This window comes from Paenibacillus riograndensis SBR5 (assembly GCF_000981585.1).
Classification (GTDB): domain Bacteria; phylum Bacillota; class Bacilli; order Paenibacillales; family Paenibacillaceae; genus Paenibacillus_AQ; species Paenibacillus_AQ riograndensis.
The window spans coordinates 5,700,772-5,715,598 of sequence record NZ_LN831776.1; the positions used below are offsets into that span (position 1 = coordinate 5,700,772).

Consider the following 14,827-nt stretch of genomic DNA (forward strand, 5'->3'; position numbering starts at 1 on the left):
ATATTTATCTTATAAATGCTGTGAAACCATCCTGTGATCAAAGCTCTGCAGCCGTTTTTAGGGTAATGTCCTGAACGCTTACAGCACCCTCATTGGCAAAAAATCCAAAATGGCCGTCTTTGAAGTTATAAATCCGTGTAGTCATCGCAACTTCATTATTGACATAGAGGCATAAAATATCTTCTTCCAGTATCAGCTGGAAATGAATCCGGCTGTGGCTCCCAAAATCAAACGGACGCTCCAGCTCAATCATTTGCGGCTTGTCCCCGGCAATCTGCCATTGAAAAAATCCCGGCTCTCTTCTCGGCCACATATCAAAGGTTATCCGGTTATGAAAAGGATCAAATTTGATGAAATAACCGTTGTCCAGCGACTTGTCTGTGCGAACCGCGATCCCAAAGTCCTTCACCTGCTGCCAATCCGCAAAGGATGCTTCAAGCAGCACCTGGGCAGGCAATGGGTTAAGCACACTATAAGCCAGCCCGTCCGGGGAAGAGAGCAGCAGACCATTTTCCTGCTGAAGGCAATTTTTTTCCGCTTGCGGCAGAATTTGTTCTTCCCTATTAAAATGTCCATAGATGGAAGGCGGCATTCTCACCAGCAGCTCTCCCTGTTCGTTCTGGTGCAGTTCATGGACAACGAGAGTGCCTGCCCATTCCCAATCCCCGTAATCATTCGAGCCCTTCTTCGATGGAACCCAACCAAAAGCATACCGCTTCCCGCCGTCCGAGGCTGTTTTGGCCGCATAAAATCCTCTGCCGTCAAAAGTGTCCAGCACCGGTGAGGTGTACAGGCCATCGATTGTTTTGCTCTTTTTATAATGGGTGACGAACTTCTCACTGAAGGTGGAGTAGACCAGGTAGTGCCATTCCCCCATCTTGAAATAATCGGGACATTCCATCGTGATGTACTTGTCCGGACTGTAGAAGGGTTCACGGTATTTCCAGTTCAGCAGGTCATCCGAAGTCAGAAGGGCGATGCACCCGCCTCTTTTCTCGGAAGAGTTCATTTCCCTGGCCGTGACCAGCATCCAGTATTCCTGCTTCTCTTCGTTGAAGAACACAAAGGGATCACGCCAATCATACTGCTCGTAGATCACTTCATCCCCGTAAAGCTTGAAGCTGTGATCCTTCGTCCAATGAATCCCGTCGGTGCCCGTCGCCCGCAGCACAACCTGCAAAGGCTTACCCTCCTTGCAAAACGCAGGGCCCGGGTTATGTCCCGTGTAGAAAAGGTGGTACATGCCCTCCTTGTCCCTGATCACAGAGCCGGTATATGCGTTCCGGTCTAAAGCGGTTTCATCGCCGTTCGGCAGAACCTCTCCGTAATCCTCAAAGTCAAGCCCGTTTCTGGTGGCCAGCAAATTCCATGAGGTATGGTTGCCATAGTCCCCCCCCACTCTCTCATCGTGAAGATAGTACAGCTTGTACTCCCCTTGGTCATACATCGGAATTACGTCACCGACCCAGCCATTTGCAGGTCTGTAGAATACCTTTCTCATTTGCATCATCTCCATTAGTCAAACGTTTTACAAACATATAGTAACACAATTTTTATTCTTGTCAACGGTTACATTTATTTGTATAGTGGGATTAAAGATATATATCATTCATAATAAAATATGATTTTGTAAAACGTTTACCAATAATTGAAAAGGGGAAGTCCATTCTTTCCCGGCAGGAGGAGAACATCATATGATCATTGGGGCGATTGAAGCAGGCGGTACAAAATTTATCTGCGGAGTGGGCAATGAGGAAGGCGAAATTCTCGACAGGATCAGCTTTCCGACGGAGACACCGGAGGAGACCCTGCAGCAGGCGGTTGCTTATTTTAAGGATACAGGGGTGGAGGCTATCGGGATCGGGTCCTTCGGGCCATTGAATATGGATTTTTCCAGCCCTTTGTACGGGCATGTGACCACTACGCCCAAGCGGGGCTGGGGAGGATTCGATTTCGTCGGGTATATGAAACGGCATTTCCCTGTGCCGGTCGGATTCGATACGGATGTGAATGCTGCTGCTTTTGGCGAGGTGAAGTGGGGAGCGGCTCAAGGATCAGACAGCTGCGTCTATTATACAATCGGGACAGGTGTCGGAGTGGGCGTGTATGCAGAGGGCAGACTGGTCCACGGGCTGGTTCACCCTGAAGGCGGACATGTGCTGACCCGGCGGCATGCAGAGGATGTCTTCGAAGGCTTGTGTCCCTACCATGGCGACTGCCTGGAAGGCTTGGCGGCAGGACCGGCCATCGAGAAGCGCTGGGGCGTCAAAGGTTCTGCGCTGCCGGCGGATCATCCGGCCTGGGAAATGGAGGCCTATTATTTGGGCCAAGCCATCGCGGGCGTGGTCCTACTGTTGTCTCCGAAGCGTGTGATCCTGGGCGGAGGCGTAATGCACCGGGAGCAGCTCTTTTCGCTGATCCGTAAGGAAGTCCGCCAGGCCCTGAACGGGTACGTGGCCGCACCGGAAATCCTGGAGGCCATGGATACTTACATTGTTCCGCCTGGCCTCGGTGACCATGCGGGCTTGTGCGGTGCGCTGGCGCTGGGGATCGAGGCTCTGCAGGGCCCTGCGCAGAACATCTAGATTTTATTGTTGTTCACTATTTCCACTATTGGTTGGTTCAAAACCGATCCTAGCAAAATATGCTAAATGTGATAGTGAAGCTGCTTTAATTTGAGGGATACAACTTAACGCGGCTTCTTATCCCACTATCCAATCTATGAGATAGAAACTATATTCATCAATCTAACTTTCATGGGGTGTGGGAAAATGTCCTATTATTTTTTTGGAACTGCTGATGCATACGTTACTGGGAAAGGTTATATCCGCTTAAGATATATTAAAACATCGCCCAAAAATATTAAGCTCACTCATATTTCAGGCACTGTACCGGGGTCGGGATTACTGGGAATAAACGCAGGATATTTCGACGACAATTCACAAGATGTCTATTCCATCTGTATTCAAAATTCAAGCACAGTAACTAGCGGGCACACTTACAACGGCTATTATAATGTAACCTCGGCCGGTACCAAAGCCCGGGGTACTTTGGTATGGGATGACCCCTGGAGAACATACCGGCTGCAAACCATAGAAGCTGCGAACGAAGTAACGATTGGCGATCCGGATAATTACTGGGCACAAGGCGGAGTCAATCTGTTCCTGAAGAACGACACTTCTTGGAATAACCTGATCAACTCCCCTACCAAAGGTGAATATATCAGTGACCAATCTCCAAATGCTCAATATAATCGTTCTGCTCTTTTGTATGGAACCTCGCTGAATGTTTATCTTGTCATTTCTGAAGCGAAATGCTCATTGGATCAGTTCCGTACTGCAATCAAATTAGGCATAGACACTACCAATGGAATTGAGGGAATTATTCTGGACGGTGCCAATGCCACTCAGATGAACGTTCCGGATTCCAGCTATTCCTTTATGGGCGGATCAAGCCGGAAACTGCCTGCCATGATTCAGGTCGTTAATAATGTTCCGCTCTAATTAAAAGCATAATGGTCAAATTCATAAGTGCTCCAACTTGTCCTGTCCATCTGCTGCACTTTCTGCAATAGAATTAGGCCCCGCACCGGGAAATTTCACTTCTATTGCACTTTATACACTCAAAAAGTTCAAATTCGTCAATTTGCTGCATCTGAGCAGAAATCTGCTGTACAAACGAGACAATTTCATAATTCAAAACCCTTGCTAGGATTGGTTTTTTTGAGCATAGAAAAGGGAGTACCTCCCCAAATCTCGAAGATATAGGTGACCAAACCAACATCCGAGAATGAAAAGAGGTAATCCCCATGTATTCTATTCGGCAAGAAGAGCTGTTTTCCTTTGAGGATTTGTTGCTGATGCGACCGGAAGATAAATACAGTCAGATCTTTGAACACTTAAATCTCGCTCCGGTCTTGCACGCGCTTGGAAAAAAGAACAACCGTGGGCGGCCGGAAGAACTAAACGTACCCGCGATGATCTACTCGCTGCTCATCGCAAAAATGGAGGGCATCGAGTTTGTATCCGCGTTGGTCCGGCGACTTCGATTCAGCGAGGAATTTCGGGTGCAGTGCCGGTTCACCGGTTCCAACCGCATCCCGAGCGAAGCCTCGTACTCCCGTTTGATTCATGTGCTTGAGCAAACGGGCATGCTCGAGGACCTTCAGGATACTCTGGTGCTGTCCGCCCTGGAGGAAGAGTTCGTTACGGGTATGCATCTCGCTTTGGATTCCTCTATCGTTGAGGCTTGGGATAGCCTATTTAGCGAAGCTGCATCCAAACGCCGCGCGGCCCGCCGTGCTAAAAAGCCAAGTGATGCTCCGGTGGCTCAGCAGCTGCAGCTAGAACTCACCGAGCCCGAGTCCGAGCCTGTGGACGAGCGGCCCAAAAAACCCGTCTACCCGCCTGGACGTCCTTCTGCTGAAGAAAAGGAACGTCGGCGCAAGGAACGGGAAGCTTATGAAGAGAGCCTAGGACCGTTTGAGAAAACCATTGAACAGATGCTGCCCTACACGTACGATGAATTGCTTGCAGCATTACCCCGGCATGCCGCGCGTTGTGACAAGAAAAATGCGAAAGGTAGACTTACCAGTTATTACGGGTTCAAGGCAAATCTGCTGGTCGATGCGGACTGTCAGTATATTCTTAGTGGCTTATGGAGTTCGGCGAATTTGAATGACCAGCGCATGGCGGTTATCCTTCTCAAAGGCCTGCTCCTGAAGTTTCCTAGGTTAAACGTAAAGCATGTCTTGGGAGACAAAGGGTACGACAGCGCAGCCATCTACCAGTTGATTCATTCGTTAGGCGCCTATCCTACGATTCCAATGATTCACCACAAAGAGCCGCCCAAGGGAATGAACTCGGACTACAATCCCGTATGCTCACAGGGGCATACCTACCGCTACGACAGTTTTGATGCCAAGTACGAAACGCTGAAGTATACCCAGCCGAGCCAGTGCAAAGACTGTCCACTTTCCGGTTCCGGCTGCCAAAAGGTGTTTAAAATCCGCATACAAACGGATTTACGCAAGCACACCTATCCCGCAAGAGGTAGCGAGAGCTTTACAGAGCTGTACAAGAAGCGTACGGCAGTGGAGCGAGTTTTTGCATATCTTAAAGAGTATTTTGGCATGAAACGTACGCGTCACCGCGGCGTCCGGGCAAGAGTTGATTTCCAGCTCAGTACACTAGCTTACAATCTCAGCAAGTTTGCGCTAGACAAGTTAAACCAGCGGTTACGCAACTCCCAGCAAGTGGCCTGATTTTTTAAAAAATGACCTTAGATTTTGGCCGAGTCTTGCTATTCAGCAAACTGAATTATGAAATTGACTCCAAACTACAACAGAATGCAATTTGAGAGGGGAGATGGCGGCATTCTGCTGTATCAAGTGCAACAGAACCAAACCAACTGGAATCACTCCCCAATGTTTGATACTGAACAGCAATAGCAGCAGGGGGACAGTTCCCCCCGAAACCGGAGCTAGCGTCAACCATTGCTGCATGTGGCGCACAAAAAAACCGCTTCACAAGAAGCGGCACATGTTACTGTATCTGCTTACGCAATTGTTCAACTTTTTTCAAGGAGAAGCCTGTGATCTTGGCAATCAATTGATCATCCATACCCTCTGCAATCATGCGGCCAGCTATTTCCTCTTTACCTAATTCGTATATCCCCCGCCGATACTTTGTGATATTTTTCCTGTATTAGTAACATAAGCATCCTTTTATAGATGTGCTTTGATTTATGTGAATATTCATTATTACAAATCAATTCTATTTTGTAGACTAGACTCCGTGGATTTCATGATAGAGTAACCGGATAATGTTTAAAAAAGAGTATTACCTCAAAATTCGGAAAGGATAAACATGCTAAGAAAATCACAAAGATTGAGCTTTGAATCAATAGCTCAGTACGAAAAAAAGAGCTATCCCCTAAGCCATCAAATGGCTGCCGGGATAGCCCTGTTATTTTGTAGCAGGATACTTGGGTAAACCGCTAGTAGCGGTTGGTATCTGTGAACAACGGAAAGTTTATTCTATCGGATTCTCCAGCAGGTTTACGATTAAGGCCACCGCTTCCGCCCGCGTGGCAACCCGGTGGGGGGCAAACTTGTTCTGGCCGGTGCCATTTACCAGAGATTTATCTACGGCGGCTGCTATATAAGGGGCTGCCCATTTAGGGACATCGCCGGCATCAGTAAAGGTTAGCTTAGCTTGCGTATCTACCTTTATTCCCAGAGCCCTTACAATCATCACAGTCAATTCTGAACGGGTCAGCTTCTGCTCCGGTCGGAAGGTTCCGTCAGCATATCCGCTGACAATTCCAGCTGAGACGGCTTGTGCCGCATAGGGTCTCGCCCACAACGGGATTTTATCCATATCTTTAAAAGCTCCAGTGCCGCTGTTTTCCGGAAGCTTCAGCGCACGGGCAAGCATCGTGATGAATTCAGCCCGGTTCACCTCCCGGTTCGGACGGAAGGTATTGTCGGCATACCCATTGACAAAGCCGGCCTCAAGCGCTTTTTGAATAGCCGAAGCCGCCCAGTGAGTGCCTATATCCGTTAATACTGGATTCGTCGACGGACGGTCCACGCTGCCGGCTGGTGAAGATGATGGGACAGCAGCTGTTGGTGCCGGTGTTGGAGAAGCAGACGGTGAAGGTGTTGATGTCGGTGTTGAAGCTGGTGTCCATCCAGATGAACCACCAGGTACCGGTGTTGCCGTCGGCGTTGGTGTTGGCGTAGCAGGAGCAGGCGTCGGTGTTGCCGGTGCCGGAGTTGGTACCTCCGGTGTCGGTGTCCCTCCCCCGTCGCTCTTTTTCTTGATGATGCCAAACTGTTCAATAATGTAAGGTTTTGCATCGTTTTTGTTCTGGTCTATTTCATAGGACACTGCCGTCAGCTTGTCACCATTGACCGTAATGCCCACGAAGTTCTGAATCTGTCCACGCTTCGGACGCGAGCTGTCGCTCGGGTCCGGCCCGTACGGTGCAGCATGGTTTTCGTCAGCGGCTTCAAAGAGATCATAATAGGCTTTTCCCAGCGCAGGTTTCTGGTTCTTGTAATACACCTTTGCCCCGGCTGTGGCTGGAATCAGATAGATTGAGCCATCCGGATTCACCGTGTATTCCACGGTTGAACCATTCAAGGTCTCGGTGATTTTCTGTGTGGCTGCAGCGGTTCCATCTGCCTTGATTGGTTTGGTACGTGCATAGATATGATCATGTCCCTGCAATACAAAATCGATGCCAAGCTCCGCCATAAGCGGCGCAATTTTCGTTCTTACCCCGTTGGCCCCGATAATGTCTTTGTCGGTAGCGTGATTGGAGGTTGTATAAGGGCCTTTATGAATGTTGACAATAATCCAGCGGGCACCGGCTTTTTGGGCCGACTGCACATCTGCTTTGAGCCATTCAACCTGGTCTGCGCTGAAATTGGCATACATATCGGAATCTTCGTTGCTGTTCAGTACTACGAAATGGGCATTGCTGTAATCATAAGAATAATAGGCTCCGGTTTCGGTCGCCGATCCTGGTGCCTCCTGAATATTAAAATGCTCATAGAACGCATTGGCTTCATCCTCATGATTGCCCGCAGAAGGAGCTATTGTGGTATGGAGCAGACTGTTCTGAGAATGACCCAGCAGCCAGTCCCATTGCGTTTCTTTGGTTCCAGTGTCTACAATATCTCCGTTATGAACTACAAAATGTGCGTCGGGCACCGTTGCCAGAGCTTTGGCAAGGGTCTGTGACGACAAAACCGCTTCATCCTCAGACTTCGCCTGTGTATCCGCAAGGTCAACGAAAGTGAATGCCCCCGATTCAGGTGCTGTACGGAAGGTTCCAGCCGTGCTCCAGATTCCCAGCGAATTGTCGCCCACGCGGAAATAATAGGAAGTATCGGCCTTCAGCCCCGTAGCTTCCGCCTTGTGCACCATCTCTTCCTTGGCATTGGTAGAAACGGCAGAACGACCGCTGAATGATTTTGCGTTGGTAAAATCAGGTGTATCCCGGGTTAACTCTACCACTTGCAAGTCACTATTCTTCGAGATCAGTGGTGTATACCAAGTGAAACCCTTTGAACTGAGGGGATCACCATGGAAGGTAACGGTCACTTTACTCACGGCTGGCTGGCCGGCAATGACCGCTTCTGAATGATTTCTGCCGCTTACCGCTTTAATAACAAATTGGTAGTTTTGTGCAGGATCCGAGTTGTCTACCGTATAGCTGTAGGAGGTTTTCCCGGATTCAGTAGACACTAACGTATTCCAGTTGGCTCCAAGGAGATCATTCTGCTCATAGACACGGTACCCCGATACCGGCAGCTCCGTATCAGGGGCGTCCCAGGTCAATGTGATCTTGCCGTCTGCGCCTGCAACCATCTGCGCATTCCGGACGCCGGGAACGGCTGCATCCGATTTATGAATGCTGTATTCGTCGTAAAGATCTGTAGTTCCTCCGGTTGTTGTAGTATAAGCCTTATAGCTTAATTCGTTCTCTGTAACGGTGAACCCTGTGAACATTTCCTTGCCGGGCTGCCCGTATTTAGCTGCAAAAGGGAAAGGCCCCGAAGCAACGTTATATTTCTTGTTGCCTGCGGCATTGGTAATCAGATAGAGCGTCCCATCCGGGTCTGTAACCTTACCTGCTGAATCCGGAACAACGTCTGTTAAAGGCACATTGTTCAGCATCTGATAGCTTCTGGCGTACGTATGATCATGTCCGCCAATAACCATATCGATGCCAAGCTCATCGAAGACTTTCGTCAATTCAGAACGATAGAATAGAACATCCTTATCATTGGTGTGATTGGCTACTGAATATGGGGATTTATGCAGCAGCACAATTTTCCATTTCTTATCTGACTTTGCCACCTCACTGCGCAGCCACTCCACTTGCTTATAATAGATTTCATTATTCAAGGCATTGGAGCTTGTTCCGTAATACTCTGTGTTCAGAACCATGAAGTGCGCCGGGCCATAATTGAATGAATATACCGAACCATCCGGTTTAGCGCCGGTATTGGAAACATTGGGCAGATTGAAATGTCCGGTAAAATTGCTGTAGTTTTTGCTCTCATGATTGCCAACCAGAGGAACCAGCGGAATGTTCTCCAGAATATCCTTCGGCTTCCCAAAGAACCAGCCCCACTGCTCTTCCAGATCTCCGTTATCTACCAAATCTCCTGAATTCAGAATAAACTCTGCATCCGGGAATTTGCTGACTCCCTCTTGCAGGGTGTGGTTCCAGATGTCAAAATCCGGTTCGGTGGTACCCTGGGAATCTGTAGTGTAAATAAACTGATAGGAAGAGTTGTCCGCAGCTTCTGTTGTGAAGGTTCCAATCTCACTCCAGTTGCCGTCTTGTCCATCACCGGCCCGGTAAGCATATTTTGTGCCCGGACGAAGATTGTCCGCAATTACTTTATGGCTGGATATGGCCGAAGCGTTCCCGGCGGATTTGTCCGCTTTGGACTGATAGACGCTGGCAACAACCGAAGTTCCTTCAAAGGTCAGCAGTCCATCCGCAGGAAACCCGCTGTCCGTTACTTTGGAGGCTTCCACCACTTCCAGCTTCGTGCCTGTCACCGTCTCCGGGGTATACCAGGCAAACCCCATGCTGGTCTGCGGATTCCCGTTAAAGGTCAGTGCGATGGATTCCGGCTTGCCTTTACCAGGCTGCACAGGATCAGCCGCCGGATAGGCTGTCAGGCTCATATCCCAATACAGATCCGAACTGGTTGCATTTGCTTGATGAACCTCGGCTGCAAATTCGTTGTTGCCATCCTTGAGATTCGCCTTCACAAGGTCTGTCAGATTAACCTTGGAGACATTGGGATCACCATTGGCGTAAGTGCTCTGGGTTAAGTAATCAATCGCTCCCGCAGGCATGCCTTCACGGTAGATTTCAGTACCGTTCAAATACAAGACGATACCGTCATCAAATGCAATCGTTCCTTCGAACTTCTGAAAATCTTTTAATTGCTCCAAGTTCACATTGACATTCGTACGAAAATACGAAGTCCGGTACTTATCCGATTTATTGCTGCCATAGCTTATATTGGTCTTCAGACCACCAAATACAGTGGTACTGACTCCAGTGCCATTATCCTTGTATCCCAAAGGAGCCTGTCCCGTATTCCAGTTGGAATCGTCATAGACCGCCTGCCACACCGTGCCTTGATCGGTTCCATCATCAGCATACTTCCACACTGAATTTCCTTCCAGCAATGTAATAGGCTGTTGTGCTTGGCTCTGCGGCATTTCCGCGCCGGTATTCTCTGCCAAAGCCGTCAATCCATTGGTCGCAAAGCCCAATACCATGATCAAAACCAGCGCCATTGAAAGTGACTTGTTAATAAGTTTCCTCAATTCATTGCCTCCTTATTCGTAAACATTATTATTTGCATACCGGTCTATTCTAACTGGCAAATGTTTTCATTATGTTCACACAAGAATAGCTTTACGTAAAAATCTCCCAAGGTGAATAGAGAAACTTAAACGGTTGGATTCACAAAAAAATCCCCTCCTAAGGTAAATGGTTGTAGAGCTTACCTTGGGAGAGGATTATTTTGCAATCTTCAGTTTTCGTTATTCGCATATATCTTATCGAACGTGTCTACTCCGAAAATCAGTTAATGCTACAGCGTACTGGAAGCCTGGACCAACAGATTGGAAAGGAGATCGTAATCGGGTGTATCATCTTTACGGATTTTTAGCCATTTCCTTTCTTCAGGCCCTTCAAAGCCTTTCGGAACCGTTAGTCCGGACGCATTCATGATCATAAACGCAATGGCATCTTTCGATGGTGAGATGACCGCGGCATAATGTCCATTTTTCAGAAAATGGGGCTTTTTGTATTGAATGCGCTCTTCGGCTTCCGGAATTGCCTGATGCACCATCTGCCGCAGCCGGTTGCTGACCTCAATTTGCCAGGTTTGACTAAGGTTTTGGATAAATGTAGAAACCTCTTCGTTCATCATTTCTTTTGCAGCTCCTTTTCGCATTGTTCTTTGGGAAAAGATAGAGACTTGACGAAGATCTTCACGTTCTCTTGTATGAATTGATCCAGACTGATGCCAGGGTAGTTGTTGCCTGCTTCCAAATCATTAATGAACGCACCATATTGCGCCATCATGAACGTGAATGCCTGCATGGTTGGGTTTGAACAAGCTGCCTTCCCTTTTTCATTCATCTTGTTGAAGTAATCGGCCAGAAACACCAACAGTTGGCGGGGATGCTGCAAGCGGCGTTCTTTAAACCCCGGAATATGACCCTCATCCTGTATGGCTATCTGAATCAGCTTCCGGTCACGGTTCATGATCTCATGGTATTTTTTGCTTATGGATAAGAGATCACTTTCTAACTCCCATACAAGCTTGCCGCTAAAAAATACCCGCATCTCCTCGGCGTACTGGAAACGTTCAAGCGCGGATTCAAGCAGATTCTGCTTGCTTCCAAAATGCCGGAACAGCGTTTTTTCGCTTAATCCGGCGGCTGCGGCGATTTCCTGCGTCGTGACGCCGTTATAGCCTTTTTCTGAAATCAGATCAATCGCAGCACTTAACAATTTCTCCGTACTCCCTTGCTTAGTCGGACGCATGATCAGTTCCCTTTCTGTAGGATATGCTGCAATGTCTGTCAGTAATGACTGTCATTATAATAAGCCAAAATTATCCTCCGGTCAAGGGCCTGTATAATCATAATCATGCCGCACGGGAACGTCTGAAGGCAGAGGCAAGCAAGACCAACAGACCGCCAATGCCGATCCAGATTAGGATAACTGTCGGATGGTTCATACGCAGCCTTTGCCCAAAGAAAAGCAACTCACGCAGCCCATCTACCATGTAACGCATCGGCAGCCACGATAGTATCCAATCCCGGTAAAACGGAGATAAAAACTCCGGACCGAAACTAAGGAGGGGCGCGCCGAAGAATAGGAGCAGTACAAAAATAATCATACCTTTTAATCCAATCCAAGCGAAAACAGCAGCTATCATGAGGAAAAATGCTAAATAAGCAATTGCCAAAAATATAGCGGTATCCGTGAAATGAGAAATGTGTACCCCCAAGCTCCCGGCGAACCAAGTGAAGCTAAATCCAGCCGCCAAAGCGATGACCGTTCCCCAAATGATCTGGATTATATTCGCCCGGACCCGCTCTTTACGATTCATGTAATTTTGTTTATTTTTGACAAGCAGGAAAACCACGTTTCCGATTAGACTCGCCATCCACAAAGGTTGTAGCATCAAAACCGGTGAATTCCCGTTTCCATTACGCGTACCCTTTGCATTCACATTAATGGTTTCGCTAACGATGGGTGAAGCTAATGCAGCGGCTTGTTTTGTCGAGAGCATGCCGCCCTGCTGTCCGATAGCCGCTAATAGCTCAGCACCCAGCTTCTCATTCATGCCATGAACCGCTTGATTCAGCATTTGCCCAGCCATACTGGATGCTGATGCATTCATACCTTGGTTGATATAAATCTGCACCCGGGGTGAAGAAGGGTCCGGCGTCATAAGCGATGCCTGCTTCTCGCTGAACCCCTTGGAAATCACCAATGCAGCATAATATTTTTGGTTATCAAGTCCCGCTTTTACTTCTGCTTCACTGCCCACTTCGATCCACTTAACTGCTGGCTCTCCATCCGGATTAGCCCAGGTTTCTGACTGAATTTCAGACACTATCATCCCGCCCGTATTTACTTCCGGAGTTGCCAAGCCTTGATCCTCATTCACAATGGCAATGGGCAAGTTCCGGGGAGCCGGATTGAGGCTAGGAATCATGGCCAGACTAAAAATGAAGATGACTGCAATAACGATAACGGGTAAAGTAACAATTAATTTGCTTTTTAATAAACTCATAGGTTTTCAAAACTTAAAATCTACTGTTCTGATTTTTTCGTTTTTCTGCCGGCAGGATCGCCTCGATTACGTCCCAATGCTCGGCGATCTTTCCATCCTCTACGCGGAACAAATCGTAAAAAGAGGTATGCTGACCATCAAAGAGGCCTTCACTCACTGTAAGCACAAAATCGCCTTGTCCGATAACCTGATGAAGATGAGTATATTGAAATTCTATATTTTTCTCCTTCAGTCCCTGCATTGCGGCAACGACACCGGAAAGGCCGTCTGCAATATGCGGACTATGCTGAATGTAGTGATCCCCGGCAAAATAAGAGGCAAGCAGGTCCGGGTTCTTCCCAAACAAGATATTCTCGACATAGCTTTTGACGTATACTTTGTTCGCATCCGTTTTATCGATATCCTTAATCGTCGCCGGTCCGTCAATCATCGTATGACCGCTGGGTGTCTTGTCCACACTAGCTTGCAAATTGTCCCAATGTTCGACGATCAGTCCATTCTCAAACCGGAAAATATCAATACCGATTTTGGGGCCAAAGAAATCATATTCAGAATGAAGGACAACATAATCTCCGTCGGCTAAAGTGCGCTTAATGCTTACCTTTGTACCGATTTCCTGTAAATGATCAAATGCACCCAGCATAGCCGCACGGCCATCGGGTAAAGCCTGGTTGTGCTGAATATATTGATCCGGATGAATGTAATTCGTAATCGCTCCGGGATCACCGCTCGCTAAACTTTCCAGCACAGCGGTTGCCTTAAGTACAAGCTCATTTTGATTGTTTAATGCCATTAGAATATCCTCCTTATTTTCTCAACTGTTGTAAAGATAAATAATGAACGGTTCGTTGTTTATTTATCATGCGCTCATTATAATAGAGATGAATATGACGCTCAATATTCAATATTTTTGAATTTGAAAGATAACATACAGTCCAGATCACTTTGTCGCTTAACGACTCAAATTTAAGTAAGGAGAGCGAAAACAATGAGCAAAAAAACCGATTTAAGGATACTCCGGACTAAACAATCGATTCGAACGGCGTTTATTGCGCTTATTCAGGAAAAAGGATATGAAGCGATAACGATCCAGGATATTGCCGATCGGGCTATGATCAATCGAAACACTTTTTATCTCCACTACGAAAACAAACCTGACTTATTAAATACATATATGGATGAGCTGTTGGGCGAATTAAAAAATGCAGTCGTCCTTTGTCCAATCAGCATGAATCCTTACAGTATTTCTGTACTCAAGACAGTCATGCAAACGATACTGGAACACATTTCGCACAACACCTCTTTTTACTATGCCATGTTAATTGAAGAGAATAGAATCTATCAGTTCCGGACGAAAATGGAGAATATCATTAAAGATAAACTAAATGAGGGGTGGAATCCTGCAGCGGGAAATTCCCCTTTAGCGATATCTAAGGAATTGCTGCTCGAATACCTCGTATCGTCTTTCATGGGGATTATCATTTGGTGGGTTAAAAACGATCTGCCTCTTCCTGCGGGTGAAGTTTCATCTCAGTTCAGTAGAATCGTTGTCTACGGGCATTTGAAAGCTGCCGGCATTACCTTCGAGGAATAGGCTGAGTTTCATTGTTATTTTTCAAATATACTATGACGCCATTGTTCTCCAGCTGTTGGATAACCTGCTCCGCCTCAGCATAAGCCATTCTAACTTCAATTTCTGAACCGGACTCAGATCCTCCACCTGATTGTTACTGGCAAGAAGATCGGTCAGTTTATTTAGATTTTTTAACGGTACTAGACTTTTTATCTTGTTATTGTCGATAACCAGTTTCTTTAGAGCGCTTAGCCCGGAAACCGGTGAAAGATCAGTAATCTGGTTCCCCTCAACAGCTAAAAACGTTAACTTGTTCAACTTGCTCAGCGGTCAAGATTGTCTTTGCTATAGTTAAACCATAAGGGCGAATGAATATCCATGTCGTCCAATCC

The 14,827-nt window shown here is 47.3% G+C and carries 11 protein-coding genes; 4 read left to right on the top strand and 7 right to left on the bottom strand.

Features of this window, described 5'->3' with window-relative positions; genetic code table 11:
* Positions 1 to 37 precede the first annotated feature (37 nt).
* Positions 38 to 1,501 (bottom strand): glycoside hydrolase family 32 protein, encoded by a 1,464-nt coding sequence (locus tag PRIO_RS24235; RefSeq protein WP_046505068.1) that lies wholly within the window; start codon positions 1,499 to 1,501, stop codon positions 38 to 40.
* A gap of 193 nt (positions 1,502 to 1,694) precedes the next feature.
* Here PRIO_RS24235 and PRIO_RS24240 point away from each other — a divergent pair, with 193 nt between their 5' ends.
* The 3 genes from PRIO_RS24240 (at position 1,695) to PRIO_RS24250 (ending at position 5,263) form a co-directional block, all read left to right on the top strand.
* On the top strand, positions 1,695 to 2,585 hold the full coding sequence (locus PRIO_RS24240; RefSeq protein WP_020426723.1) for an ROK family protein: 891 nt from the start codon (positions 1,695 to 1,697) through the stop codon (positions 2,583 to 2,585).
* Between the two features lie 186 nt (positions 2,586 to 2,771).
* Positions 2,772 to 3,503, top strand: a complete 732-nt coding sequence (locus tag PRIO_RS24245; RefSeq protein ID WP_020426724.1) for a hypothetical protein — start codon at positions 2,772 to 2,774, stop codon at positions 3,501 to 3,503.
* Positions 3,504 to 3,808: 305 nt separating this feature from the next.
* Positions 3,809 to 5,263, top strand: coding sequence for a transposase (locus tag PRIO_RS24250; RefSeq protein ID WP_046501121.1), 1,455 nt, complete (start codon positions 3,809 to 3,811; stop codon positions 5,261 to 5,263).
* Between the two features lie 769 nt (positions 5,264 to 6,032).
* Here PRIO_RS24250 and PRIO_RS36215 read toward each other — a convergent pair.
* The 5 genes from PRIO_RS36215 to PRIO_RS24275 all read right to left on the bottom strand — a co-directional run bounded on the left by PRIO_RS36215 (position 6,033) and on the right by PRIO_RS24275 (position 13,655).
* Positions 6,033 to 10,370, bottom strand: coding sequence for an S-layer homology domain-containing protein (locus PRIO_RS36215; protein ID WP_167345660.1), 4,338 nt, complete (start codon positions 10,368 to 10,370; stop codon positions 6,033 to 6,035).
* A 269-nt stretch (positions 10,371 to 10,639) separates the two neighbouring features.
* Positions 10,640 to 10,978 carry a DUF1801 domain-containing protein gene (locus PRIO_RS24260; protein ID WP_039788762.1) on the bottom strand — a complete coding sequence of 113 codons (339 nt, stop codon included), beginning with the start codon at positions 10,976 to 10,978 and terminating at the stop codon, positions 10,640 to 10,642.
* Entirely contained in the window at positions 10,978 to 11,601 is a 624-nt protein-coding gene (locus PRIO_RS24265; protein ID WP_020429112.1) for a TetR/AcrR family transcriptional regulator, read from the bottom strand. The genes PRIO_RS24260 and PRIO_RS24265 overlap by 1 nt, the downstream gene beginning before the upstream one ends.
* Before the next feature lie 103 nt (positions 11,602 to 11,704).
* Positions 11,705 to 12,862 (bottom strand): YhgE/Pip domain-containing protein, encoded by a 1,158-nt coding sequence (locus tag PRIO_RS24270; protein WP_020429113.1) that lies wholly within the window; start codon positions 12,860 to 12,862, stop codon positions 11,705 to 11,707.
* A 13-nt stretch (positions 12,863 to 12,875) separates the two neighbouring features.
* Positions 12,876 to 13,655 (bottom strand): nuclear transport factor 2 family protein, encoded by a 780-nt coding sequence (locus PRIO_RS24275; RefSeq protein ID WP_046505080.1) that lies wholly within the window; start codon positions 13,653 to 13,655, stop codon positions 12,876 to 12,878.
* Between the two features lie 195 nt (positions 13,656 to 13,850).
* Between PRIO_RS24275 and PRIO_RS24280 the strand changes: the two genes are divergently transcribed.
* Positions 13,851 to 14,456: a TetR/AcrR family transcriptional regulator gene (locus PRIO_RS24280; RefSeq protein ID WP_046505083.1), complete on the top strand. Its 606-nt coding sequence runs from the start codon at positions 13,851 to 13,853 to the stop codon at positions 14,454 to 14,456.
* Between the two features lie 30 nt (positions 14,457 to 14,486).
* Here the strand turns inward: PRIO_RS24280 and PRIO_RS37505 are convergent, their stop codons facing one another.
* Positions 14,487 to 14,753 (bottom strand): leucine-rich repeat domain-containing protein, encoded by a 267-nt coding sequence (locus PRIO_RS37505; RefSeq protein ID WP_167345661.1) that lies wholly within the window; start codon positions 14,751 to 14,753, stop codon positions 14,487 to 14,489.
* Positions 14,754 to 14,827: the final 74 nt, after the last annotated feature.

What these genes read in the sequence shown, in the direction of transcription:
- PRIO_RS24235 (WP_046505068.1), bottom strand. Translation starts at nt 1,501, where the DNA reads ATGAGAAAGGTATTCTACAGACCTGCAAATGGCTGGGTCGGTGACGTA.
- PRIO_RS24240 (WP_020426723.1), top strand. Translation starts at nt 1,695, where the DNA reads ATGATCATTGGGGCGATTGAAGCAGGCGGTACAAAATTTATCTGCGGA.
- PRIO_RS24245 (WP_020426724.1), top strand. Translation starts at nt 2,772, where the DNA reads ATGTCCTATTATTTTTTTGGAACTGCTGATGCATACGTTACTGGGAAA.
- PRIO_RS24250 (WP_046501121.1), top strand. Translation starts at nt 3,809, where the DNA reads ATGTATTCTATTCGGCAAGAAGAGCTGTTTTCCTTTGAGGATTTGTTG.
- PRIO_RS24260 (WP_039788762.1), bottom strand. Translation starts at nt 10,978, where the DNA reads ATGAACGAAGAGGTTTCTACATTTATCCAAAACCTTAGTCAAACCTGG.
- PRIO_RS24265 (WP_020429112.1), bottom strand. Translation starts at nt 11,601, where the DNA reads ATGCGTCCGACTAAGCAAGGGAGTACGGAGAAATTGTTAAGTGCTGCG.
- PRIO_RS24270 (WP_020429113.1), bottom strand. Translation starts at nt 12,862, where the DNA reads ATGAGTTTATTAAAAAGCAAATTAATTGTTACTTTACCCGTTATCGTT.
- PRIO_RS24275 (WP_046505080.1), bottom strand. Translation starts at nt 13,655, where the DNA reads ATGGCATTAAACAATCAAAATGAGCTTGTACTTAAGGCAACCGCTGTG.
- PRIO_RS24280 (WP_046505083.1), top strand. Translation starts at nt 13,851, where the DNA reads ATGAGCAAAAAAACCGATTTAAGGATACTCCGGACTAAACAATCGATT.